Raw genomic sequence first — 24,139 nt, 5'->3', positions numbered from 1 at the left:
CAGCAGCAGAAATCTGCTGGGCCGTACTGAAATAAACCCAACTGTGGAACACTTGTAAGTTTCTCACAGCAAAAAGAAATTGAGTGGTTGCCTATTCCAAATCATAAAGCTATAACCCGGCCCACACACAGCGATGGGGTGTAGCCAAGTGGTAAGGCAACGGTTTTTGGTACCGTGTATCGTAGGTTCGAATCCTACCACCCCAGCCATTTCCTCCTGAAATTTAATCCGATACTTTGCAGCGCAAGCATCTGTTTGTGTTCCGGAAACAGCTGTGCTGATCTTTTCTCTTTTTCACATCTCAGCTCTTTGACAGCTCAGCACCCTCCGAGCTAGGCCGTTTGCCAATAGGCTTCGTCAGTTCTGACAGATTGAGGCAGCTGCCGTTTGAGGCGGGGAGGACGATCCACGCGCCGGCTTTGTATAGTTGTGTGGCTAGGTGTGGGGTGTCGCTTGCAAACACGGCGATCTTGTCGTCGTAACTCAGTATCCTGACGGAAGCAGGAAGCATCTCTATCTGTAAGCTTTGAGGATAGGGCACTGCCACTTCGTCCACACTGCCAACAAAGGGCACGGCGAGCCCGATGGCCCCCCATACCAGTGTGATGGCAGCAAGGATAAGAGCAACACGCTTGAACTTGCTCACCTCAGGCCTCGCTAGTAGTCGTAGATGTGCTCAATGGTGATACCCTGCTGTTTCAGCTCATCGAGTGTGACGGAAAGGGCTGGAACCTTTGATTGAATGAGCAACCTCTGTTGAGCCCCTGTATTCCGCTCTGTTTCAGAAAGGATTGCGGCTGCTGATAAGCTCGGGTTCTTGGCAGAACTCTGCTTCAAAACAGACATCAGAATATCATCATTGCCTGCAATCTCATGGAACATGACGCCGTCTTTTGAAAGGCGCAGCGCCAGCTCTGTAAACTTGCGATATCGCGGTGTTTCAATGACAAACTTATCGCCAAGCTGTTGAACCACCTTGAGATCATACTCTGCAAGAACATCTGTACCATGGGAACTGCTGATGACGGATCGCATGGTCAGTTCGTCATGGCCAATCGTATCCACCGCCGCAGCAATGGCTTTGGCATACTGAGCTTTAGCCCACCACTCCAGATTCAGCGCAAACCAGCGCTCCCAACTGCGCACCCCGTCATTGGCTACGGCTTGGTTGAGTTTTGCACGGGCGCTGTCAAAATCGAACTTGTACCAGGGCGTCTGATGCAGGAACTTGGCGTAGTCAGCCGAAACGCTGTACTCCAGCTGGTCCTGCAAAGAAGTGTTGTTCGAGCTGGTGATCGCTGCCAGTCGGCCCAGAGTTTCTTCATAGGCCGCTTTCATCAGCATCTCGAAAGAGAAACTGATGCCGATGGTGTAAATGGTGGCCTTGGTGTCAAACTGAGCTGCACCGCGGGTATCAGCCTCACTTTTCAGCGCGCACAGGCTAGACCAGAAACTGCCAATGGCGTTCAGATAGTTGAACTCATGCGGCATGCCGTTTTCTAGCGTTGTGGCGTAATCCTCATAGGCATAAACGATGTGCCATTCCGGATAAGTCAGAAACGTGCGGGCTTCCTCTCGTTTGTGAGCAGGCTCCAGAGTGCTTTGATAGGTATCGGCAACCTCGGCTGAGGTGCAGGCCTGTTCCACATAAAGAACAGGCGCAGCAGCACCAATGCCGATCACCAGAAGCACACAAAGGACGCCGATGGAAAGCCGTTTAAGAAGCTTCACTTGCGCTCTCCTTTGCAATGCTGTTTCCACCCCAAAAGCTTGCTGCCAAAGCAAAGCTGCCCAATGCAAAATGCGGCAGGTTGGCGAGTACTTTGAAGTCAAGCGGATAGGACTGGAAGCCAAGCGTAAAGATGCCAAAGTCCAGATAACCAGATCCGGTCAGCAGTCCCAAAACCGCATCAGCCAGATACAATGCCCCAAAGTAGCGCAGAAAAATCCGCGAGGCATTCTGCGAGATCAAAGCCGCAATAAGCGCCCATAATGCGCTGGCGGCATGCAAGCTGTCGTCAAACAGATCCAGTGCAAAAATCCCGAAGACATACCCATTCTCATCCGGAATACCGGGGATGTAGTTCAGTGAGGTGACAGCAAACAGGATCACGGCATACGCAAATGCGACTTTTCTAAACATTCAAAGGCCCCTTTGCTGCCATGTAGGTGTCCCAAAGCTGGTTGGTGAACCGCATCTGCGGGTCGTACTTCTGCTTCAGTTCAACGAACCTCTGGTGGTTCGGATAGGATCTCTCAAACTGGTCCTGCGTGGCGTGCAGGCGATAAGGCAGGTAGTAGGTGCCGCCGATGGCAAGCGTGCGCTCGATGAGGTTACGGGTCATCCGAGCCATATCCGCTTCCCCGCGCTTCGACTTTTCCTGAGAGAACAGCATCACGGCTGCAATCCGGTCCGTTGGTGCAAAAGGCAACACGCTTTGTGCGTCCTTGCGAACGTAGCGCAGAGTGATGTTGAGCAGCTCCTGATAGGAGGAGGGGATGATATCCTGACAAGCCTGTATAAACTCGGCAAAACGGGCTGACTCAACAAAGTACTCATGCAAAATGTCGGTTCTGGTCGGGTCTTTATCATCCAGTGTAACAACGGGCTCATTGAGCAAGCTGTTGCGGGTGACAGGGCTACTGTTCAGGGAAGCCCCGATCCCGGTCTCAATCCCCCAACGCACCTTCTTGATGCCCTCAGAGTTCAGCTGGCCACGGAAAATATGCCGGGAGGCCTTGCTGATAAAACCGGAACCGCTCGCGGCTGGCAGGTCAGACTGATCGTCAGTCGGGCGATAAACGATCAGCATCGAGTCTTCAAAAAAGCGATCAATGTCCACGTTCATGCGGCCATAAGCCATCTGAATGGAAGGATCTTCTGCCAACACCTGCTGCATGCGCAGGCCGTACTCAGCAGATGGCAACTCGATATACTCCGGCTCCAACCGGCTGTTGGGGACCATATCCAGTTCCAGCTCGGTGATGATGCCAAACAGCCCGTAACCACCCATCGCTGCGTTGAACAGCTCACTGTTCTGCGAAGGGCTGCAACGCTGCACCTGGCCATCAGCAAGCATGATCTCCAACGAGCGAACCGTAGACCCACATCCGGAAAATGGTACCGGCCAGCCGTGTGCATTGACGGAAAATGTGCTGGCCACGCCAAAGTCGTTGTTGGACTGCATCACAGCAGGTGAAAAGCCGTTTTCATCCAGCTTTGAGATAACCTCATGCCACCGCACACCGCCTGAAACCGTATAGCTCTTGCGCTCCGGATGCAGCTCAATCGTTCCGCCATGCAGGGAGAGGGCCGCCCCGTTAGTGGGCAGAGACTGACCGCCCATGGAATGCCGGGCAACGCTTGCCATCACAGGATGGTTCTCATCTGCTGCCTGCTTCAGCTGTGCTGCCATCTCTTTGCGCAGCGCATCACTGGAAAGGCCAGAGAAGGTCTCGTGCTTCTTAACACTAACCTGCGTCAGCTCACCAGCATCGCTCAAAAGGGTGCCGGTTGTCTCGGATTGCGGCTCAATTGGAAAAGCGCCGCCATAGGAACGAGGGGAGGGTGAAAGAAAATGATAACCGGCAGCCCCTGCAAACGCGGCCCCGCCAAGAAGAAAAGCTCTTCTACTGATTTTACCCATAAATGCCTCAGCAATGATCAAATGAATATTCATCACAGGTAAGTGTTACCCGTTACAAATGCAACTAAGAGCTATTTGCAGATCATTGCTTCAGGCTGTAGGCGAGCCGCTTTCTACGAGGAAGCCTCACCATGCCTGAGTAGATAAACACCTGCCCAGATGAACCAGAGAATAAAGCCGAGGCCGAAGACGATACCACCCGGCTCGCTCATACCCGGAACAACCGTGGCAATGCCAGCCAGACCGATGATTACGCCAAGCCAGCACAAGCTCTTCGAGAAGCTGGAACCCCGCAGGCCTGCCCAGCACAGCAGCAGCACCCAAAGCCCACCGGTGATCTCGTTACCACCGCCAATGCCTTCCTGCACGTTGCTCAAGGTCGCCCACATCACCAGCGCTTCGTCATGGTCCAGCGCGTAAAGAGCTGAAACTTCAGCCAGAGAGATATTGGCAAGCATGCCACTGGCCAGAACCAACCCGGCCCAGATCAGCCCAAAAGCGGCGGCAACCTGCGAAAGGCCCGGCGTCGCTGCCTTCAGCCGGTCATGCAGGGCAATCACCAGCACCACCAGAAACACTGCGTTGACGATGTAGATGATGAAGTTCCAGAGGTACATAAGGCTCTGATTGGACACGATGAATGCCAGCAGGTTCGCATCACTGCCGTCTTCTCCAAAGCCCGCATCTGCCAGTAAAGTCGTTAAAAGAGCAAAGCCAATGATGTAAGTGGCCGCTTCAATAAGAGATGCTATTCCGCCAGCTTTTTGAAGGTTCATCACAGGCGTCCTTATAAAACCATGAGTTGAATTTATGCAGAACATGGGATGTTCTGAGCAACAAAGAGATGTAAAGTGCAGAAAGCCGCAGCGTAAACTTGGAAATTGCGTTAAACAAGAGGCGTATACCCAGACTTGCAAAAAACTATAGTATGCGCATCTTGTAGTTTGAGTGAAGCTGCCAACCAAAATTCGTCACCACGACGCTCCCAGACCAATAACAATACGTGAGTGAACAGTGCGTTATCGCCATGATCTGAAAGGCGATGAGACGGCGGCAGTAGGATTGCTTTTGAGGGAAGCAATCTGATTTGAGGGGGGAGACCGAATGAACCTGGCAGAATGGCTGGCCCGTACAGCCAGAATAACACCGGACGCACCTGCGCTCTTTTATGGAACGCAGCAGATGGCAACCTATGGCGAGTTTGGCGCACGCTCCGCAGCCATCGCCGGTGCGTTGCAGCGGGATTACGGTGTGGCCAGAGGCGACCGCGTTGCCATCTTCATGAAAAACCGTACAGAATATCTGGAAGCCAGCTACGGCATCTGGTGGTCTGGTGCCGCCGCAATCCCGATCAACGCAAAGCTACACCCAAAGGAAGCTGCATGGATCATTGAGAACGCGGAGGCCACAGCCGTCTTCATCTCAGATGATGTGGGCGAGGATCTGATCAGGGAGATCGATCAGACCAAAACCAAAGTCATCTCGGTGGATCAGGACAGCTACCAGCACATGCTCAAGGCAGAGCCATTGGCCGAGCCAGTACCGATCGACGCGCAGGACATGGTCTGGCTGTTCTACACCTCCGGCACCACCGGCCGTCCCAAAGGGGTGATGATGTCCTCGCAAAACATCCAAAGCATGATGTTCGGCTACTATGCAGGCATCGGCACACCCACGCATGAAGACGCCACGCTGTACGCAGCCCCCATGTCACACGGTGCAGGAATCTACAGCTTCATGCACGTTGTGGCCGGTGGCAGACACGTGTGTCCGGTCTCAGGCGGATTTGACGCAGCCGAGATTTTGGAAATCGCTCCAAAAATCGGCAGGATCGCCATGTTCGCAGCCCCCACAATGGTGCACAGGCTGGTGGAAGTCGCCAAAGCCACAGGCGCAACGGGCGAGGGGCTGGACACCATCATCTACGCCGGCGGGCCTATGTATTTCGCCGATATCGTTGAAGCTGTTGACGTTCTCGGCCCGCGCTTCGCGCAGATCTACGGACAGGGCGAATGCCCCATGGCCATCACCGTGCTGAGCCGTGAGCAGGTCTGCGACAGAAAACATCCCCGATGGCAAGAAAGATTGAAGTCAGTTGGGGTAGCTCAAGTCGCGTCTCGTGTCCGTGTGGTAGGAGAGGACATGAAAGACCTGCCCAATGGTGAGATTGGCGAGATTGTCGTGTCTGGTTCAGCGGTCATGCTGGGCTACTGGAACAATGAGGACGCAACGGCCTCCACGATCATCGATGGCTGGTTAAAAACAGGCGACATGGGTGCGCTGGATGAGGATGGGTTCCTCACCATGCACGACCGCTCGAAGGATATGATCATCTCGGGCGGGTCCAACATCTATCCTCGCGAAGTGGAAGAAATTCTGCTGATGCATCCGGATGTATCTGAAGTCGCAGTAGTCGGTCGGTTCCATGAAGAGTGGGGCGAAGAGGTGGTGGCTATCATCTCTCCAGAAAAGGGAAAGACCGTCGATTTCACAGAGCTCGACCAGCTCTGCATTGACAACATCGCGCGTTTCAAGCGTCCGAAGCAGTACATCGCTATGGATCAGTTGCCGAAGAACAATTACGGCAAGATCCTGAAGCGAGACTTGCGGGAGATGCTGAAGGGACCGGAGAAAGGTGGATCAGACTGATGAAGACCTTTGAAATTCGTAGTGCTCGCTCAAAAGATATCTCGCAGATCGGAACAGTCGGTCTGGCCTCATGGAAACGGGGCATTGGCCCCCACGTGCCGCAGGTGGCACACGACACCATGAGCAAAGCGTCCTTCACGGATTTTGCAAGTGCCTGTCTGGATCAGATTGTGGTGGCGGTGAAGGAAGATCGTGTTCTCGGCTTTGCAGCCACAGAGCACGCAGACAACTTCATCACCGATCTCTGGATCGACCCGGATTACGAGAGCAGCGGACTGGGCACCGCACTGGTGGAAGAAGCCGAACGCCGCATCGCAGCCCGCGGCTACCACACCGCAGAAATCTCGGTCCTCATCCAAAATGAACGCGCTCTGGGCCTCTATCACCATATGAAGTACGAGGACGTATTCGAGGCAACCAAGTTTGATGAAGACCTCAACTGCGAAATCACCTACATCCGCCTCCGCAAACACCTCCCGTTCTACGCTGAAGAAATAGCCTGAGGAGAACCCTCAGGCGTGCCACCGGTAGAGTGGGGGAGATAGTGCAGCTGCCGCCCATAAACTCGCTTAATTTATGCCGAAGTTGGAAATGTTGTAGCTATATCATCCGGTTGTGGTGATGGTGGCTTGCGGCGTTGTCACTAAACAGTCAGTTTTTCTTGTCCGGTATAGCGGCTTAGTGTAGATGGACTTCTGGTAACCATTCCTCCCCAAGTACCCAAAGGTGACCAAATGAGCAGTGCCGAGAAAGTTGAGCCGGATGCGTTTGTAGCGATTTGCCCGTCGAGGCAAGTGCTGGTGCGGTTGGCTGAAAAATGGACAATGCTTACGATTGTTGCCCTAGAGGGTGGGCCACTACGGTTTGGAGATTTGAAGCGGAAGGTGGAAGGCGTTTCGCAAAAAATGTTGACCCAAACTCTTCGAAACCTCGAGCAGGACAAGCTTCTCACGCGGAAGGTCTATGATGAAATGCCGCTACGGGTGGAATACGAGCTGACCGCCTTAGGCAAAGACCTGTTGCCTCTCATCAAACAAATCAAGCAGTGGTGTGAAGCCCACTTCAATGAGATTGTGGCGCAGTAACACGTGAGATGGGAGAGGCAGAAACGAACTGCTGCACATCACATCGCGCCCATCGCGTCTGCTCAATCAAATCATCCCAGTAACGCCTCCAATAAGGTGCTAATTCGCGTTCATTGCACCTATCAACTCCATCAAAAATTGATGCATTAAGCGAGCAACAACAGGGGTGGGTGAAATTCTAATCTCAAAAATAGACACGCTCCATCGCATGCTTTTCTTTCATTATAACTAATTGAAATAGCTAGCTTTAAAATGAGCAAGTCACCTTCGTTTAGCTTTCGGCTCGCTCTCAATTCCTATCATTAAAGCTAAAAAATACACCTAGTTACCATCAGGTACCTAATTGACTATAGATACCAGATTGCAGATTTATACTCCATCTTGAAGCAAGACTGGAGTAGCAGATGAAAATCGGAATCTTAGGTGCAGGCAACGTCGGCACACGCCTTGCCGAACTAGCCCGCGCAGCAGGACATGATGTGCTGGTTGGCAGCCGTAAAGGAGATGCCTCACTTGCTGATGCATCCAGACACGGCGATATCATCCTCATCGCCGTCCATTACCACGCCGTGGAAGATGCATTGAAACCGTTGAGCGAGTTGCTTGCTGGGAAGATCGTGATAGATGCAACAAACCCTCTCAATGATGATTGGTCACCACGCATATTGGGAGAAAACACCTCAGCCGGAGAAGAGATCGCAAAGCTCCTTCCGAACTCCAAAATCGTAAAGGCCTTCAACACAGTCTTCGCAGACATCATGAGCACCGAAGGCCTTTCGCGCAATGGCAGTGCAGTGACAGCCTTCGTCGCTTCCGACCATGATGATGCGGTTAAGACAGTTGCTGACTTCGCAAAAAGCATAGGTTTTGCGCCTGTCACCTCCAACAAGTTGATTGTTGCGCGTTATCTGGAAGCAATAGCACACCTGAATATTGAGTTGGCTGTTGGACAAGGCGGAGGAACCAACGCAGCACTTCTGTACCATCGTGGCTAGATGAGAGGCTCTGAAGATGCCGATCAAAAGAATCAGCTTCGATGCGGGAGGAGAACATATCATTGGTGATCTCCACTTGCCTTCCAGCAAAGGTGTTCACCCCGCTGTCGTAATGTGCGGCCCAATGACATCCGTAAAGGAGCAAGTGACGGGAACCTATGCTGCTGAGTTGGCCAGACAGGGTATTGCCGCATTGGCGTTTGACCATCGCCACTTTGGCGAAAGCGCCGGGGAACCAAGACACTATGAGTTCTACAAGGACAAGATTGCAGATCTCAAAGCAGCGTTTCATGCCCTATCAGCTCAGCCTGAAATTGCCTCGCATCAGATAGGTGCAGTCGGCATCTGTCTTGGATGTGGTTACATGGCGCATGCAATTGCAAATCGGTCGGACATTCGCTGTTTTGTTGGGATTGCCGGGTACTACCGTGATGTCGAAGCCATGAAAGCTGCCGACCCAATAGGCTTTGCCAATAAAGTTGCGCAAGGCAAGAAGGCACGGATGCACTACGAGGCGACAGGCTGTGTCGAAACCATCCCTGCAGCAGCGTTGGGTGAGGATGCTGCAATGACGATGCAATCCACATTCGACTATTACACAAAGCGAGCCGTTCATCTGAACTACGAAAATCGCTTCGCCGTCATGTCGCGCGAGTACTTTCTGGAGTTCGACGTACAAAGCGCTGCGCCGCACATCAGGACGCCCTTTCTCATGGCGCATGGGCCCAATGCCCTCAACCCATCGTGGGCAGATAAATTCTACAAGGCAGTGCCAGGGCCTAAAGAACAAGCAGTTGTTACGTCAGAAGGACAGACGGATATCTACGATAATCCTGAGATCGTGAAGGCCACCGCGTCACAGGCAGTCGAGTTCTTGTTACGGGTTCTCTGAACGACTGATCCGCAAAACAACAAAATGAATGAAAGGCAGCAACAGTGGTGTTCTGCCAATGAAGGAGTGCGCCTTGTGCGCAGCCTCACTGATTTGCCTTCTCAAACAATGTGCAGACCCTATCAACCTGCACCGCAAACAGCTGTCCATACTTTTAAAGTCAGAGCAGCTGAACTCTCAAAAAAATGGAGACAACCCATGTTTATGAAGCAAGTAATGACCGGAATTTTCACCGCAGCTGCAATGGCAAGTTTATTGGCATCAGCTCAAGCAGCAGAGGAAAAACACATCTTCAAATTTGACGATGTGGCATGGCAGGAAACAGGACTGGAAGGGGCTGAAATGGCCGTCTTGTGGGGCAAGGAAGAAGACGGCAGCGCAGTTTATGCTTTCCGCATTCAGCCGGGGGTCGGCATACCACCTCACACGCACTCCAACGACTACTGGGGCATGGCAATTCAGGGAAACTGGGCACATATCGACGAGGAAGGCAGAGAAGTTATCACGGCACAAAACGCATTCGTTCGCATCAAAGCGGATGACCTTCACTCAGATCGCTGTGCCGGCCCGGAAGTCTGCATCAACGTGCTCGACTTCAACGGCACCCGCGATATTGCCTTCCCTCAATAAGTTAGAAGCAGGCCACTGCTCATAACAGAGCAACCTGCTCAGCAACCGTGCGCAAGCAACTTGTTACTCCCATAACAACAAGAACTGAGTGTGCCTCAAATCTGGCCTGTAAGTCCCTCAACTTACAGCCTGTTTGAGACAACACATCTCCCAATCAATGCAGCTCACCGCATCACCTCGCCCCGGTTCTCTCTCAAGAGTGCTGGGGCTGCTTGTGCCAATCCAAAGTGTCCATTTGCTAAGGTAATCGGAAAGTTCTCAAAGCGCATTTTAGTTCGAGACTTCGCTGTCATGGCAAAACATTTCAAACCTACTCGAAGCAATCGAAGGTTCGTCGCTGGCTCTCCAAACGAGCAACAAGCTCTCACTTACCTTAGCCTCCGCAATGCATCCAGTGTCTGCGTTCCCCGCAACCCATCAAATCAATTGTACTGCGCACCGACCTTCTTCGCCGCCACCCGATCCCGCAATGCTTGTGCTTTTTTCTTTTTCTCGACGGCGGCTTCTCCTCCGGCGGTGTCTTTGTAAAGGCGGAGGCCTTCCTCTTCTTCGTCACTGCTTTTTTGCAGGGCTGTATCGGTGTAGCTCTTGCGATCAGGTGCTTTGAGGAGCTTGTAATAGAGCCAGTAGTAGCGAGAGCCTTCCTTTAGGTAGCTCATGGATTTGCTGATGATCTCAGCAAAGTACTTGGAGTAAAAAGCGAAAGGATTTTCCAGTGGCAGAGAGCTGCGTCTGTCTTTTCGGTACTTCAGGCGGAAGAAGCCGCCTTCCAGAGGGTGAACACCCTCCAGCTTCACCATGAGATAGAAAAACAGCATTAAAAAGAGCTTGTTGCTTGGACGTCCCTTAGGATGAGTTGCCGCTCTTCGCAGAACAGTCTCGATATGCTCTGGAGAGTAATAGGTCATCCACGCTTCCAGATACACATTCTCCCATTCCTCATCACTCATCTTGTCATGATGCGCGACCCGATGGTTCAGGTCATACTTGTTGAGGTCTTCGTCCATCCATATGTTTTTACGATATAAATTCAGATGATCCTCAGAACCGGGAAGGGGTGTCAGATAGAAGAACTCCAGCAAGTCCAGCGGCAGTTCCTTCTTAATGATCTCGATATCCCGCAGAATGCTTTCGCGGGTATCAGAGGGGAAACCAAGTATATAGCCAGCATATGTTGTCGCGCCGTAAGCACGCCACTCCTGCAACATCTCGCGATATTCAGTGATCTTGTTCTGGCGCTTCTTCGCGGCCAGAAGATTGTCTGGATTGATGTTCTCCAAACCAATAAAGACCCGGGTTACACCCGCCGCACACGCCTTTTCAATGAACCGGTCAATACGGTGGCACAGGGTATCAACCTGAATGATGAACTTGATATTGAACCCATGGTTTTGACGAAGATCGATGATCCGATCAAACAGCGCTTCCCAATCCTTGTTCCGTGCAAAGTTATCGTCGGTGATAAAGAACCGATTGATCCCCTGCGCGTAGTTGCGGCGAATAATACGCTCAACGTCATCCGCTGATCGGCTGCGACTCTTGCGGCCCTGTACGTTGATGATGGTGCAGAAGGAACACTGATAGGGACACCCACGCCCCAGATCGAATGAGGAGTGCGATCCAGCCGTCCGGATGATGTGCTTTTGCGGCAAAATCGGATCGGGCTGGCTATCCAAATTCGGCAGGTCATTCATGAAGTTATAGAGCGGCTTCAGGGTGCCATGCAGGGCATCATCTAAAACTTCATCCAGCCGCTGGTTTTCAGCTTCACCCGCAAAAAACGAGATGCCCTCATTTTGTGCGTCGACAATTTGCTGCGGAATCTCAGGAAGCATGGAGACGCAGCCTGAGATGTGAAAACCGCCGATGCACACCTGAATATCAAGCGCTCTGAACTGGCGCGCCAGATCCAGCGCTCGTGGAAACTGGTTGGACTGCACCCCAGCCAATGCGATCAAGGCGCTGCCGCCATCCTTTCGCACCATTTTGGCGATACGTTCAGGCTTAACCCGCCTGTTCGTTTCATCATAACTGTGAAGCTTCAGCTCCACGCCATCACCCAGCACGTTCCTGTTCTGGCAATCCTCGGCCAGTCCATAAAGGCAGGCAAGCGTGTTGGAAGGAATGGCAGAGCGGAGCCACTGAATAGGGTAGCCCTCATCATCGTAATGCGTGGGCTTGATGATTATGAAGTGAAACTTGCTGGGCTTCCCTTGGACGTTTGCCCGTGATTTTCTGCCAACATCATAATGAATGCCCATAAGTTATTGCCTTTATAACGCAGAAAAGACGGGCACTAAGCTATGTTCTAGCGCCATCCAGAAAGAGTACTCTGCGTAAACTAAGGCATTTTATTGGTCAGGGAGCCATTCAAATTTGGAGTAACCCAATAGAATGAAAAGGCTATTTTATAAATAGCCTATACTTTTCAATGAGTACTGAGAAACTACTCGAATATTCGTAACTCATAATCCGCGGGATGCTTATACACGCCGCCCTGAGGTTTTACCTCCAGCTGTTCAAAACAAGGGCGTCAGCGAGCCTCGCAGCAGTCAGCGCAGGCGCTCGCCGTCGGGTTTGAACAGCAAGGCTCGTGAGGCGGGCAGGGTCAGCCGCAGGGTGTCGCTGTTCTGCTCAAGGCGGTTGCCGCGACTTTCGGCGATCACCTGCACACCATCCGGCAGAGTGCAGTAAGCGTAGCTGGTTTCGCCAAGGTTCTCGACCAGCGACACGCTCACATCGGCACCAACACCGTCATCACTGTCACCAACCACAAAGTGCTCCGGGCGAATGCCCACGGTCAGCACGGCGTCTTCCATCACAGCAGAGGAAATCCCCGGCACCAGCAGAGTTTGCCCCTCAAAACCAGAAACGGAAATCTCAAGCCCGGCATCCGTTGAGCGAACGGCCTTGCCGCTCAGGAAGTTCATCTTCGGGGAGCCGATAAAACCGGCCACGAACTGGTTCGCCGGATCATCATAAAGCTCCAGCGGCTTGCCCACCTGCCGGATGTATCCGCCTTCCAGCACCACGATCTTGTCCGCCAGCGTCATGGCCTCCACCTGATCATGCGTCACGTAGATCATGGTGGCGTCCACTTCCTTGTGCAGCTTGGCCAGCTCAATGCGCATCTGAACGCGCAGCTCTGCATCAAGGTTAGAAAGCGGTTCGTCAAACAGGAACACCTTCTGATTGCGCACAATCGCCCGGCCAATCGCCACACGCTGTCGCTGACCACCGGAAAGCGCCTTCGGATGCCGGGCCAGATACTCCTCCAGCTTCAGAATACGCGCTGCTTCATCCACCCGTCGCTTGATCTCATCCTTGGGATGACCGGTCATCTTCAGGCCAAAGCCCATGTTCTCGGCAACAGTCATATGCGGGTACAGCGCATAGCTCTGGAACACCATGGCAATACCGCGCTGAGAGGGATCGATGTCCGTCACATCCTCATCCGCAATATGGATGGTTCCGCTACTGCTGGTCTCAAGCCCGGCAATGGTCCGCAGCAAAGTGGATTTCCCGCAGCCGGAAGGGCCAACGAACACGACAAACTCGCCGTCCTCAATGTCCAGATCCACGCCATGGATCACCTGCGTGTCGCCATAACTCTTCTTTAGATCGCGCAACACAACTGCGGTCATCGGTTCCCCTCCCGGAATATGTCTTCACTATCGGCGCGGAGGCCTCCCAAAGCCCCGCACGCAATAGGATTTAAGTCATAAAATCAAACTCCCAGCGCAATCTGGGCATTTTCTGAAATCTCTTGAACCGCCAGTGTCATGGCGGGCAAATACGTCTCGACCATTGTGTCCAGCGAGGTCACATAGGTCGTGCTGGTCACGGAAAGCGCGCCAATCGGCTCCCCGCGTTTGTTCAGGATCGGCAAGGCCACGCAGATGATGGAATCCTCATGCTCCTCATCATCAAACGCATGTCCGCGTGTGCGAATACGAGCCAGCTCATCACGCAGCATCTTCTCGTTCACAAACGTCTTGGCTGTATGACGCTGGAAGGATTGCGCCCGGATGGCTTCTGCCAACCGCGCCTCAGGCAAAGCCGAAAGCATCGCTTTACCAACGCCGGTGCAGTAGGCAGGGCCAATCTTGCCAGGGCTGGAGAACATGGAAACACTGCGCGGTGGCAACCGCTTGTCAACGTAAAGCACCTGATTGTTGTCCAGCACCGCCAGATGGATGGTCTCTGGAATCTGCGCACTCAACCGATCAAGGCTGTCCCGCGCCACACTGGCAAGGCTCGCCCGGCTCCAGGCAGAATGGGCCAGTCGCAACACCCGCATGCCGATGGAATAGGTCTGATGAACCTCATCATGAACCAGCATGCCTTCCTTCACCAACTGTCGCAATTGACGGTGCAAGGTGGCCCGGCTCAGCGGCAAGGCGTTCAAAAGCTCTACGAACCGTGGGGGTGATTCTGCCAGCGCAACTGCGTCCAGCACCACCAGTGCCTTGGAAATGGGGCTGGTGAGGTCCTGTTCGGTTTCCTCAGAGATACTCAGGGTTTGTGCGCCCATTTCCTGTTGTTTCCTTACCCGTTCCGGAAATCTGTAATTTTCATACAGATCCCTTCCTAGTTCCTTTGGTTGACAATTATGCACTAGCACGTAACTATTTCAATGGTCAAAACAAAGTTTCATTCAGTGGAACTTTTATCTTGGCGATATTGGGAGGTTTAGGTGTTTAATTTTAGCAAAGTAGCTGCGGGCGGTTTCGCTGCAGCATTTATGATTTCAAGTTCCGCATATGCCGCTGGCGATCTGATCATCAATCTCGACCAGACGGATCCGGCTCCAAAAAAAGCATTTGAAGACATCGTGGCTGGCTTCTCCAAGGAGAACCCGGACGTGAACGTCATCGTCAACACGATGCATAAGGAGGGCTATAAAACCTCCATTCGCAACTTCCTCACAGCAGACGCACCGGATCTGGCAACATGGTACGCGGGCAACCGCATGGCACCATTCGTCAATGCCGGTCTGTTTGAAGACGTCACCGATGTCTGGGAAGAAAATGGTCTGAATGAGCAGCTGAAATCCGCAGCAGCATCCATGACCATTGATGGCAAAAAGTGGGGTGTGCCTTACACCTACTACCAGTGGGGCATCTACTATCGCAAAGATATCTTCGAAGAGCAGGGCATTGCTGTTCCAACCAACTGGGACGAGCTGGTTGCAGCATCCGCCAAGCTTAAAGAAGCAGGCATCACGCCATTCACCATCGGCACCAAAGCTCTTTGGCCAACCGGCGGCTGGTTCGATTACATGAACCTGCGCGTCAACGGCTACGAGTTCCACATGGACCTCACATCAGGCAAGGTGGCGTATACCGATGATCGTGTGAAAGCGGTGTTCGACAAATGGTCCGAGCTGGTCAAGCCTGGCTACTACAATACCAACCACCCGGCGCTGGACTGGCAGGATGCCGTGCCAAACCTCGTACAGGGCAAAGCCGCCATGTACCTGATGGGCAACTTCGCAGTGGACGTGTTTAAAAACGGTGGCCTGAAGGAAGAGCAGATCGGCTTTATGCAGTTCCCGGAAATCACTCCGGGCATTCCTATGGCTGAAGATGCACCAACGGACACCATTCACATTCCTGCAAAAGCCAAAAACAAAGAGGATGCCAAGAAGTTCCTCGCGTACATGGCACGCGCAGATGTCCAGACAGCAACCAACATCACACTTGGTCAGCTGCCGGTAAACTCCGGTGCAGAGCGTCCTGAAGAGCGCATCCTGCAGCAGGGCTTCGACATGCTCTCCAACGCCTACGCGCTGGCACAGTTCTATGACCGTGATGCTCCGGCAGAAATGGCCAAGGCTGGCATGGAAGGCTTCCAGGAGTTTATGGTGAAACCAGACCGTGCAGACGCCATTCTCAAGCGTCTCGAGAAGATCCGCACCCGCGTTTACAAGTAGTAGGAAAGCGGAATTTATACGTAGGGTGGCGGAAGAATTCGCCACCCTATGCTCTAGGAATGGATAGAGCAGAAGCACAAAACCTTCTGCAGGGGGACATCAATGAGCGAGCAGGCCTTGGCACCTGCCTCACCGGGAAACAGACCACCTATTTCATCGGGCGGGCGTGCCAGAACCAGATCTTCAAAATGGATTGCCAATCAGCGCGGGGCTGCACCCTGGCTCTTTCTTGTGCCCGGGGTTCTGATGTTTTTGGTCTATGTGATTGCGCCCATCGGCCAGTCCATAGCCATCAGTTTTTATGATTGGGATGGTATCGGCGCCAAAACCTTCATCGGCATCGAAAACTATATCGAGCTGTGGGATGATGAGGCGTTCTACACGTCCCTTTACAACAACGTTTTATGGCTTGTGCTTTACATGCTGGCAGTGCCGGCAGGGCTGATGATTGCGATTTTCCTCAATCAGACAGTCACCGGCATTCGCATCTACAAGTCTTTGTTCTTCTTCCCGTTTGTGATCAGCCAGATCGTAGTCGGCCTCATCTTTTCATGGTTCTATGCCCCCAATTTCGGCCTGTTCACCAAGCTGCTGGAGTTTCTCGGCTTTGAGGGCATCGCTGTCCTGGCTGATGAACGCTTCGTCACCTATGGCATCATCGCCGCTGGCCTGTGGCCGCAGATCGCGTACTGCATGATCCTGTATCTCACCGGCCTCAACAATGTCTCGCCGGATCAGATTGAAGCGGCTCGGCTGGATGGCGCCAAAGGCTGGAAGATGCTGTGGTACGTCATCATCCCGCAGCTGCGCCCAGCCACTTTCATCGCCGTGGTGGTGACCATCATCGGCGCGCTGCGCTCGTTTGATCTGGTCTCCATTATGACCAGCGGCGGACCATACGGTTCAAGCCGCGTGCTCTCCTATTACATGTATGAGCAAGCGCTGTCCGAGTATGGCTTCCGCATGGGCTACGGCGCCTCCATCGCTGTTGTGCTCTTCGCCATCATGATGGTGTTCATCACGCTCTTCATTGTGCGAATGCTGAAAGACGAAAGGGAGGGCTACTAAGATGTTTCCAACTCCCGTCGCAAATGCATCCGCACCAACCCGTGTTGCCTATAAGGTGGCTTTGCCGGTCTCATTGCTGGTCTGGCTCCTGCCACTGATTGGTGTCATGGTCACCTCTATTCGCCCCGGCTCAGATCTGGCCATGGGCAACTACTTCGGCGTGCCGTCCTCGTTTGAGCTCGGCAACTATCTGACCGTTTTCCAGAACACGCCCATGGGCCTGTTCATCCTGAACTCGTTCAAGGTCACCATTCCAACAGTGATAGGTGCCATCGCTCTGTCGTGCCTGACGGGCTATGCGCTGGCGACCTACAAGTTCAAAGCCAACCTCTGGTTGTTCTTCATGTTCGTGGCCGGCAACTTCGTGCCCTTCCAGATCCTCATGGTCCCGGTTCGGGATCTCACACTGAAGATGGGCCTCTACGATACGGTGACAGGTTTGGTGCTCTTCCATGTGGCCTTCCAGACCGGCTTCTGCACGCTGTTCATGCGCAACTTCATCAAGGCCCTGCCAAGTGAGTTGATTGAAGCAGCCCGTGTCGAAGGCGTCTCAGAACTGCGGATCTTCTGGTACGTGGTGCTGCCACTCATGCGCCCGGCCATTGCGGCGCTGTCTGTGTTGATCTTCACGTTCATCTGGAACGACTTCTTCTGGGCCACCGTGCTGGTGCAGGGCACACACGCCATGCCCGTCACCGGTGGTATCATCTCGCTCAATGGCCAATGGGTCGCGCAATGGCATCTGGTCTCCGCGGGGTCTGTCGTTGCAGCCATGCCTCCGGTCATCATGTTTTTCCTCATGCAAAAGCACTTCATTGCAGGGCTAACGCTGGGGGCGACCAAGGGCTAACCAAATACCGGAAGCAGGTTTGCCCCAAGCAACTCTGCTTCCAAAACATCCATCAATGCCAAAGGCGCCTGAAAATGTGCCTGAAGCTAATAATAAACATAAAAGGGAACAGGGGGCATAAGTGAACCAAGTGGCATCGCCAAATAACGACCTCCGTCAGATCACAACTGCAGGCAGCTGGGTCGCCGTGGATTGGGGGACCTCCAGTCTTCGGGCATGGCTGATTGACGAAAACGGAGTAACGCAAAACAGCGCAAAATCAACGCAAGGCGCTGGAACGCTGCAACCTTCTGAATTTGAAGGAGTTTTGCTGGACCTGATCGGGGACTGGTTACATAGCAACGCAAAACCAACGCAAGTGTTCATTTGCGGTATGGCTGGCAGTCGTCAGGGCTGGGTGGAGGCGGAATATGTGCCTGTGCCAACCAAACTGACAGAACTGCACCAGCATCTGGTTTCGCCAAAAACAGGTAATGCCCGCATCCTGCCGTTCATAGTGCCCGGCCTCTGCCAACAATCAGAGCAGCAGCCAGATGTTATGCGCGGTGAAGAAACACTGCTGCTCGGCATTCTGGACGAGTTATCCGACAAATCCGGCGTCTTTTGCCTGCCCGGCACCCACAGCAAATGGGTGGAGATGGAAGAGGGGACAGTTGCCCGGACTTCTACCTTCTTAAGCGGTGAGTTATTCGCCCTCATCGCCAAGCAATCCATTCTGCGTCACTCGCTGGACACAGAGGCAGAGTTGGACAAAGACGTCTTCCTCGTCACGCTGGATCAGCTGAAAAATCAGGAAGCTACATTGCTCGGCAACCTGTTTGGCCTACGTGCCGGACAGCTGCTGAACGACACCAGCCCGCAAGCTGGCGCTTCCAAACTCTCCGCACTTGTTATCGGAACAGAGCTTCTCGACATGCTCGCCAAGTGCGGGGACAATCCACCCAAGCAAGTCCACCTTGTTGGTGGCAGCAAACTCGCTCAAAATTACGCGCTGGCCCTGCAACATCTCGGCATCACGCCAATCCTCCACGATGCAGACAAAGCCGCGCTCAAAGGACTTTCCGCCGTCAGACAAGGGGCACTCAATGACAACAGCTAAACAAACACCAGAGCGCAACCTCATGGCTATCCTCCGCGGAGTGCAGCCACATGAGATTCTGGATATTGTGGAAGTGCTTATAGAAGCTGGCTTTTCACAGATCGAGGTACCGCTCAACTCACCGGACGCCCTCAAATCTATCACCATGGCGCAGGACAAGTTCGGCAAGTTATCCGCCATCGGCGCGGGGACAGTTCTCACCGCAGAGCAGGTCAAACAGGTCCGCGCAGCAGGCGGAACCTTCATCGTCTCACCCAATTACGATGAAGACGTTATCCGCACCACCAAAGCGGAAGGCATGGCATCCTATCCGGGTGTTCTCACCCCAACCGAATGCTTCGCAGCGTTGAAGGCTGGCGCTGATGCGCTCAAGATATTCCCGGCGTTCCAGGTGGGCGTAAAGGGCATTCAGGCTGTACGCGCCGTGCTGCCAAAAGAGACGTTGGTCTATGCGGTTGGTGGTGTCGGCCCTGCCGAGTTCGCCCAGTATGTGGACGCAGGCTGTCAGGGCTTCGGCATGGCAAGCAACCTCTACAAGCCGGGGCACACCGCCGCGCAGGTTTCTGAAAATGCAAAGGAAATGGTAGCAGCATACGATGCGCTCAAACTCGGAGAGAGTGCATGAGCGAGCCCTATGTATTCGCCAAAACAGAATGCAGCTTAGGGGAGGGCCCTCTTTGGAGTGCCCGCCACGATGCTCTGTTCTGGGTGGACATCAACAATCATCTGGTATTGAAGAAGGGCATAACCGGCGACCTCGAAACATGGAAGTTCGACGAGCCGATCTCTGCCTTTGCGCAGATCCCAGACAGCGATGACTTTATGTTATCCTCTGCAACAGGTCTGTATCGATGGTCTCCGGGCACTCACACTCGCAACCTTATCCTCCCTGTCGAGGACCAAAACCCCGTCACCCGCTCCAACGACGCCCGCACCGACCGTACCGGAGGTTTCTGGATTTCCTCCATGGGCCGAAAAGCAGAAAAAGGTGCAGGCAGCCTTTATCGCTTTTTCAAAGGGGAATTAGCGAAGGTCGCTGGGGACATCACAATCCCGAATTCCATTTGTTTTTCACCAGATGGGGGCACTGCGTACTTTTCAGACACGGTGACATCTCAGATCATCAAATGGTCACTAAATGCGCAAAGTGGCCTGCCAGAAGGGCCCGCGGAGGTATTTGCCGATATCTCCGGGACAGGATTTGGCCCCGACGGTTCCGTGGTTGATGCTGAGGGATATCTCTGGAACGCTCAATGGGGCGGATACAGAGTCGTCCGCTATAAACCTGATGGAACAGTGGATCGCATTATTGAGATTGACGCAAGTCAGGCTTCTTGTCCTGCGTTTGGTGGGGCTGACTACAAAACGCTGTTTATTACCACGGCTCGCGAAAACCTGAGCGAGGAACAGCTGGCGAAAGAGCCGCTGGCTGGTTCAGTTTTTGCGGTCTCTATTGATACTCCAGGTCTGCCAGACCCAGAACTACAAATGTGATCTCATGAGCGATAAGAAACACTTAGGTATCTGTTACTACCCAGAACACTGGTCAGAGGACTTATGGCAGCAAGATGCCAAAGAAATGGCCGCGCTGGGCATTACCTATGTGCGTATCGCTGAATTTGCATGGTCCCGCATTGAGCCGGAACCCGGACACTTCTCATGGGACTGGTTGGACAGCGCGATTGAGACTCTCGCAAGTGAGGGTCTCAAGATCGTCATGTGCACCCCAACCGCCACCCCGCCACGCTGGATGGTGGATAAGCACCCGGACATGCTCGCCGTTGACGAAAACGGCCACCCCCGAAAGTTCGGCAGCCGCCGCCACTACTGCTTCTCCCACGAAGGTTACCGCTGGGAATCCCGCCGGATCACAGAAATCCTCGCAGAGCGATACGGTAATCACCAGTCCATCGCGGCTTGGCAAACCGACAACGAGTACGGTTGCCATGAGACAGTCCGCTCATGGTCTGCCTCCGCACACAAAGCCTTCCAGCTCTGGCTGGCGCAAAAGTACGGCAATATCAAAGCCTTGAACGAAGCCTGGGGCAATGTGTTCTGGTCTATGGAATACAACAGCTTCGAGCAGGTGGATCTGCCGAACCTGACGGTGACAGAGAGTAACCCATCTCATAGGCTTGATTTCAAACGTTTTTCATCGGATCAAGTCGCCGAGTTCAACGGAGAGCAGGTCGATATTCTGCGTAAACTCTCCCCGGGTCGCCCGATCATCCATAACTTCATGGGCAACACGTTCTCCTTTGACCACTACAAGGTCGGAGATCAGCTGGATATCTCCAGCTGGGATTGCTATCCCATTGGTTTTCATAGCCAATATCAGATGGAAAATCCGCTGGGCACACCGGAAGGCTACTGGGAAGACTATTTCCAGCAAGGCGATCCGGACTATCAGGCCTTCCACCACGATCTCTACCGACAAGCAGGCCACGGCCGCCTCTGGATCATGGAGCTGCAACCCGGCCCCGTGAACTGGGCACCGTATAACCCTATCCCACTGAAGGGCATGGTGCGCCTTTGGAGCTGGGAAGCTTTCGCCCATGGTGCTGAAACCACAAGCTATTTCCGCTGGCGCCAGGCCCCATTCGCACAAGAACAAATGCATGCAGGGCTAAAGCAGACCGATAACAAACCAGCACAGGCGTATGTGGAAGCCGCGCAGGTTGCCCGCGAAATCGAGGAACTCGGCGCATTCACACCTTCTGAAGCACCTGTTGCCCTTGTGGTAGACTATGAAAGCCACTGGGCACACGAAACTCAGCAGCAAGGTCAAGACTTTAGCTACTTCCGTCTTGTCCTCGCCTACTATCGGGCGCTCAGGCAGAAGGGTGTTGATGTCGAGATCATCAGACCAGCCTCTCAGGACTTGTCCCCCTACAAGCTGGTGATTGTCCCCGCCCTATACGCAATGAGCGAAGAACTCTCCGAAAACCTAGCCGCCTATGTCGAGTTCGGCGGTGTCGTCCTCGGCGGCCCACGCCTCGCGCAGAAAGACAAAAACTATCAGATCTCGCAGAAGACCTTGAACCTGCCAAAACCTTTTGAAGCTATTGAGGTTTTACGCGTTGGCACAAGCCCGAAAGAGTTCGCAACCACCGTCTCAGACCTTGCCGATCAGGAACGCGGCAAAGCCTACGTCTGGCAAGAAGAGGTCACCACCGGCCTGCCGATCCTGTTCGAAGATACCAACGACCATCCGGTCTTTATGGGCGAAAACAACATCTACTACGTTTCCGCTTGGGCAGACCCGGCACTCATGAGCGCCATTCTGGATGAGGTCTTCAAAGCTGCAAAAATAGATAAAGTGGAATTGCCAAACGGATTGAGAAGAAGCAAAACGTCCATTGGCACTTTCTATTATAACTACTCGAAAAATAAGATGAATTTGAAAGCGCTGCGTCTTGCCGATGCAGCGGAATTGGATGGATTGGAGCTGCCTCCCGCCGGGGTGGCTCTGGTTCGGGAAGGAACTGAAGAGCTATGACTGAAGCTCCAAAAACAAAACTCCGCTCACAAGAGTGGTTTGACTCGCCAGACAACCCGGATATGACCGCACTTTATCTGGAGCGTTACCTGAACTACGGTATAACGCGTGAAGAGCTTCAGTCAGGCCGACCGATCATCGGTATTGCCCAGACGGGGTCAGATCTATCCCCGTGCAACCGCCACCACCTAGTGCTGGCAGAGCGCGTGCGCGAAGGTATCCGCGAAATGGGCGGCATCTGCTTTGAGTTCCCGGTCCATCCGATTCAGGAGACCGGCAAACGCCCAACTGCAGCTCTTGATCGTAACCTTGCTTATCTCGGTCTGGTAGAAACACTCTACGGTTATCCGCTCGATGGTGTCGTTCTGACGATCGGTTGTGACAAGACCACACCAGCATTGCTCATGGCGGCGGCCACAGTGAACATCCCGGCGATCTGCCTGACAGTTGGGCCAATGCTCAACGGCTACCATAATGGCGAACGTGTGGGCTCTGGCACGGTTATCTGGAAAGCCCGCAAGATGTTGGCGACTGGAGAGATCGACTACAAAGAGTTCATGAACATGGCCGCAGACTCCGCTCCGTCTGTTGGTTACTGCAATACCATGGGCACAGCCTCAACCATGAACTCACTGGCTGAAGCTCTGGGTATGAGCCTGCCGGGTTGTGCCTCTATCCCCGCGCCATATCGCGAGCGCGGCCAGATCTCCTATGAGACAGGCAAGCGTATTGTGCAGATGGTGCATGAAGATCAGAAGCCTTCAGATGTTCTCACCCGCAAAGCCTTCGAGAACGCAATTGCAGTGAACTCCGCTATTGGTGGCTCAACCAACGCACCAATACATATCAACGCAATCGCACGCCACATCGGCGTTGAGCTGCACAATGATGACTGGCAGAACCACGGACACAAAATCCCACTACTCGCAAACGTTCAGCCAGCAGGCGCTTATCTGTCGGAAGAATTCCACCGTGCAGGTGGTATTCCGGGCATCTTCTCTGAGCTTATGAAACACGACCACATCCACAAGGATGTGATCACGGTTTCGGGCAAAACCACCGGTGAGATTTATGGAGACAGTTCCGTCAAAGATTACGACGTGATCTATCCCTATGACAAACCGATGATGAAGGACGCAGGCTTCCTTAACCTCACGGGCAACCTCTTCAGGTCCGCGATCATGAAAACCTCTGTAATTTCAGCGGACTTCAGAGCGCGTTACTTGTCTAACCCGGATGACCCGGAAGCGTTTGAAGGTAAGGTCGTGGTGTTTGATGGTCCTGAGGACTATCACCACAACATCAACAATGAGGCCCTTGGCATTGACGCCAATACGATCCTCGTTATCCGCGGAACCGGTCCGGTTGGCTATCCGGGTGGTGCTGAAGTGGTGAACATGCAGCCGCCGGATGAGCTTCTCAAGCAGGGTATTGATGCACTGCCATGCATCGGAGATGGCCGTCAGTCCGGCACCTCCGGCTCACCATCTATCCTCAACGCATCCCCGGAAGCAGCCGTCATGGGCGGCCTCGCTCTGCTGCGGAACGGAGACATCGTAAGGCTGGATCTGAAGAAGGGTGAAGCGAACGTGCAGATCTCTGATGAGGAACTTGCGACGCGCAAGCAAGAGCTGGCGGAAAGCGGGGGCTATGAGTTCCCTGAGCATCAGACACCTTGGCAGGAAATTCAGCGCGGGATTGTAGATCAGTTTGATGAAGGCATGGTTTTGAAGCCAGCCGTCAAATACCAGCGCATCGCGCAAAAAGGACTGCCACGTCACAGTCATTGA

The 24,139-nt window shown here is 53.4% G+C and carries 22 protein-coding genes and 1 tRNA gene; 15 read left to right on the top strand and 8 right to left on the bottom strand.

What is annotated here, in order from left to right; all coding sequences use genetic code 11:
• Positions 1-134: 134 nt before the first annotated feature.
• A tRNA-Gln gene (locus tag PJE062_RS24275) sits at positions 135-209 on the top strand.
• Between the two features lie 92 nt (positions 210-301).
• On the opposite strand, the gene PJE062_RS24270 is transcribed toward PJE062_RS24275, so the two are convergent.
• The 5 genes from PJE062_RS24270 to PJE062_RS24250 all read right to left on the bottom strand — a co-directional run bounded on the left by PJE062_RS24270 (position 302) and on the right by PJE062_RS24250 (position 4,423).
• A complete protein-coding gene (locus tag PJE062_RS24270; protein WP_008552763.1) occupies positions 302-646 on the bottom strand; it encodes a hypothetical protein in 345 nt (114 codons plus the stop codon).
• 11 nt (positions 647-657) lie between these two features.
• Entirely contained in the window at positions 658-1,731 is a 1,074-nt protein-coding gene (locus PJE062_RS24265; RefSeq protein ID WP_008552727.1) for a hypothetical protein, read from the bottom strand.
• The gene (locus tag PJE062_RS24260) at positions 1,718-2,143 is read right to left on the bottom strand and encodes a DUF4383 domain-containing protein (protein ID WP_008552681.1); all 426 of its coding nucleotides are present in this window, start codon (positions 2,141-2,143) and stop codon (positions 1,718-1,720) included. The genes PJE062_RS24265 and PJE062_RS24260 overlap by 14 nt, the downstream gene beginning before the upstream one ends.
• A complete protein-coding gene (locus tag PJE062_RS24255; RefSeq protein ID WP_008552781.1) occupies positions 2,136-3,647 on the bottom strand; it encodes an FAD-binding protein in 1,512 nt (503 codons plus the stop codon). The genes PJE062_RS24260 and PJE062_RS24255 overlap by 8 nt, the downstream gene beginning before the upstream one ends.
• A 113-nt stretch (positions 3,648-3,760) precedes the next feature.
• The gene (locus tag PJE062_RS24250; protein WP_008552677.1) at positions 3,761-4,423 is read right to left on the bottom strand and encodes a DUF4386 family protein; all 663 of its coding nucleotides are present in this window, start codon (positions 4,421-4,423) and stop codon (positions 3,761-3,763) included.
• Between the two features lie 328 nt (positions 4,424-4,751).
• On the opposite strand from PJE062_RS24250, the gene PJE062_RS24245 reads away from it, so the two are divergent.
• The 6 genes from PJE062_RS24245 to PJE062_RS24220 all read left to right on the top strand — a co-directional run bounded on the left by PJE062_RS24245 (position 4,752) and on the right by PJE062_RS24220 (position 9,898).
• Positions 4,752-6,296 carry a class I adenylate-forming enzyme family protein gene (locus PJE062_RS24245; RefSeq protein ID WP_008552773.1) on the top strand — a complete coding sequence of 515 codons (1,545 nt, stop codon included), beginning with the start codon at positions 4,752-4,754 and terminating at the stop codon, positions 6,294-6,296.
• On the top strand, positions 6,296-6,799 hold the full coding sequence (locus PJE062_RS24240; RefSeq protein ID WP_008552719.1) for an N-acetyltransferase: 504 nt from the start codon (positions 6,296-6,298) through the stop codon (positions 6,797-6,799). The genes PJE062_RS24245 and PJE062_RS24240 overlap by 1 nt, the downstream gene beginning before the upstream one ends.
• Positions 6,800-7,030: 231 nt before the next feature.
• Positions 7,031-7,381 carry a helix-turn-helix domain-containing protein gene (locus PJE062_RS24235; RefSeq protein WP_008552743.1) on the top strand — a complete coding sequence of 117 codons (351 nt, stop codon included), beginning with the start codon at positions 7,031-7,033 and terminating at the stop codon, positions 7,379-7,381.
• A gap of 404 nt (positions 7,382-7,785) precedes the next feature.
• The gene (locus tag PJE062_RS24230; protein WP_008552769.1) at positions 7,786-8,376 is read left to right on the top strand and encodes an NADPH-dependent F420 reductase; all 591 of its coding nucleotides are present in this window, start codon (positions 7,786-7,788) and stop codon (positions 8,374-8,376) included.
• Between the two features lie 16 nt (positions 8,377-8,392).
• Positions 8,393-9,268: an alpha/beta hydrolase gene (locus tag PJE062_RS24225; RefSeq protein ID WP_008552711.1), complete on the top strand. Its 876-nt coding sequence runs from the start codon at positions 8,393-8,395 to the stop codon at positions 9,266-9,268.
• 198 nt (positions 9,269-9,466) lie between these two features.
• Positions 9,467-9,898, top strand: a complete 432-nt coding sequence (locus tag PJE062_RS24220; protein WP_008552784.1) for a cupin domain-containing protein — start codon at positions 9,467-9,469, stop codon at positions 9,896-9,898.
• Positions 9,899-10,320: 422 nt separating this feature from the next.
• On the opposite strand, the gene PJE062_RS24215 is transcribed toward PJE062_RS24220, so the two are convergent.
• The 3 genes from PJE062_RS24215 to PJE062_RS24205 all read right to left on the bottom strand — a co-directional run bounded on the left by PJE062_RS24215 (position 10,321) and on the right by PJE062_RS24205 (position 14,432).
• On the bottom strand, positions 10,321-12,159 hold the full coding sequence (locus tag PJE062_RS24215) for a radical SAM protein (RefSeq protein WP_008552707.1): 1,839 nt from the start codon (positions 12,157-12,159) through the stop codon (positions 10,321-10,323).
• 291 nt (positions 12,160-12,450) lie between these two features.
• Complete coding sequence (locus PJE062_RS24210; RefSeq protein ID WP_008552788.1) at positions 12,451-13,542, bottom strand: ABC transporter ATP-binding protein; 1,092 nt, start codon at positions 13,540-13,542, stop codon at positions 12,451-12,453.
• Between the two features lie 83 nt (positions 13,543-13,625).
• Complete coding sequence (locus PJE062_RS24205; RefSeq protein ID WP_008552730.1) at positions 13,626-14,432, bottom strand: IclR family transcriptional regulator; 807 nt, start codon at positions 14,430-14,432, stop codon at positions 13,626-13,628.
• A 210-nt stretch (positions 14,433-14,642) separates the two neighbouring features.
• Between PJE062_RS24205 and PJE062_RS24200 the strand changes: the two genes are divergently transcribed.
• The 8 genes from PJE062_RS24200 to PJE062_RS24165 all read left to right on the top strand — a co-directional run bounded on the left by PJE062_RS24200 (position 14,643) and on the right by PJE062_RS24165 (position 24,139).
• Positions 14,643-15,833 carry an ABC transporter substrate-binding protein gene (locus tag PJE062_RS24200; protein ID WP_008552698.1) on the top strand — a complete coding sequence of 397 codons (1,191 nt, stop codon included), beginning with the start codon at positions 14,643-14,645 and terminating at the stop codon, positions 15,831-15,833.
• 246 nt (positions 15,834-16,079) lie between these two features.
• Positions 16,080-16,901 carry a carbohydrate ABC transporter permease gene (locus PJE062_RS24195; protein WP_008552779.1) on the top strand — a complete coding sequence of 274 codons (822 nt, stop codon included), beginning with the start codon at positions 16,080-16,082 and terminating at the stop codon, positions 16,899-16,901.
• A 1-nt stretch (position 16,902) separates the two neighbouring features.
• Positions 16,903-17,751 carry a carbohydrate ABC transporter permease gene (locus PJE062_RS24190; protein ID WP_008552799.1) on the top strand — a complete coding sequence of 283 codons (849 nt, stop codon included), beginning with the start codon at positions 16,903-16,905 and terminating at the stop codon, positions 17,749-17,751.
• Positions 17,752-17,872: 121 nt separating this feature from the next.
• Positions 17,873-18,850: a 2-dehydro-3-deoxygalactonokinase gene (locus tag PJE062_RS24185; RefSeq protein WP_208982472.1), complete on the top strand. Its 978-nt coding sequence runs from the start codon at positions 17,873-17,875 to the stop codon at positions 18,848-18,850.
• Positions 18,837-19,475, top strand: a complete 639-nt coding sequence (locus PJE062_RS24180) for a 2-dehydro-3-deoxy-6-phosphogalactonate aldolase (RefSeq protein ID WP_008552713.1) — start codon at positions 18,837-18,839, stop codon at positions 19,473-19,475. Before PJE062_RS24185 ends, PJE062_RS24180 begins: the two co-directional genes overlap by 14 nt.
• Positions 19,472-20,344, top strand: a complete 873-nt coding sequence (locus PJE062_RS24175) for an SMP-30/gluconolactonase/LRE family protein (RefSeq protein ID WP_008552751.1) — start codon at positions 19,472-19,474, stop codon at positions 20,342-20,344. The genes PJE062_RS24180 and PJE062_RS24175 overlap by 4 nt, the downstream gene beginning before the upstream one ends.
• Before the next feature lie 4 nt (positions 20,345-20,348).
• A complete protein-coding gene (locus PJE062_RS24170; protein WP_037038162.1) occupies positions 20,349-22,349 on the top strand; it encodes a beta-galactosidase in 2,001 nt (666 codons plus the stop codon).
• Positions 22,346-24,139: an IlvD/Edd family dehydratase gene (locus PJE062_RS24165; RefSeq protein ID WP_008552760.1), complete on the top strand. Its 1,794-nt coding sequence runs from the start codon at positions 22,346-22,348 to the stop codon at positions 24,137-24,139. The genes PJE062_RS24170 and PJE062_RS24165 overlap by 4 nt, the downstream gene beginning before the upstream one ends.

The organism is Pseudovibrio sp. JE062 (genome assembly GCF_000156235.1).
GTDB lineage: Bacteria > Pseudomonadota > Alphaproteobacteria > Rhizobiales > Stappiaceae > Pseudovibrio.
Note: the sequence above shows the minus strand (reverse complement) of the source record. Positions and strands in the feature narration are given on the sequence as shown.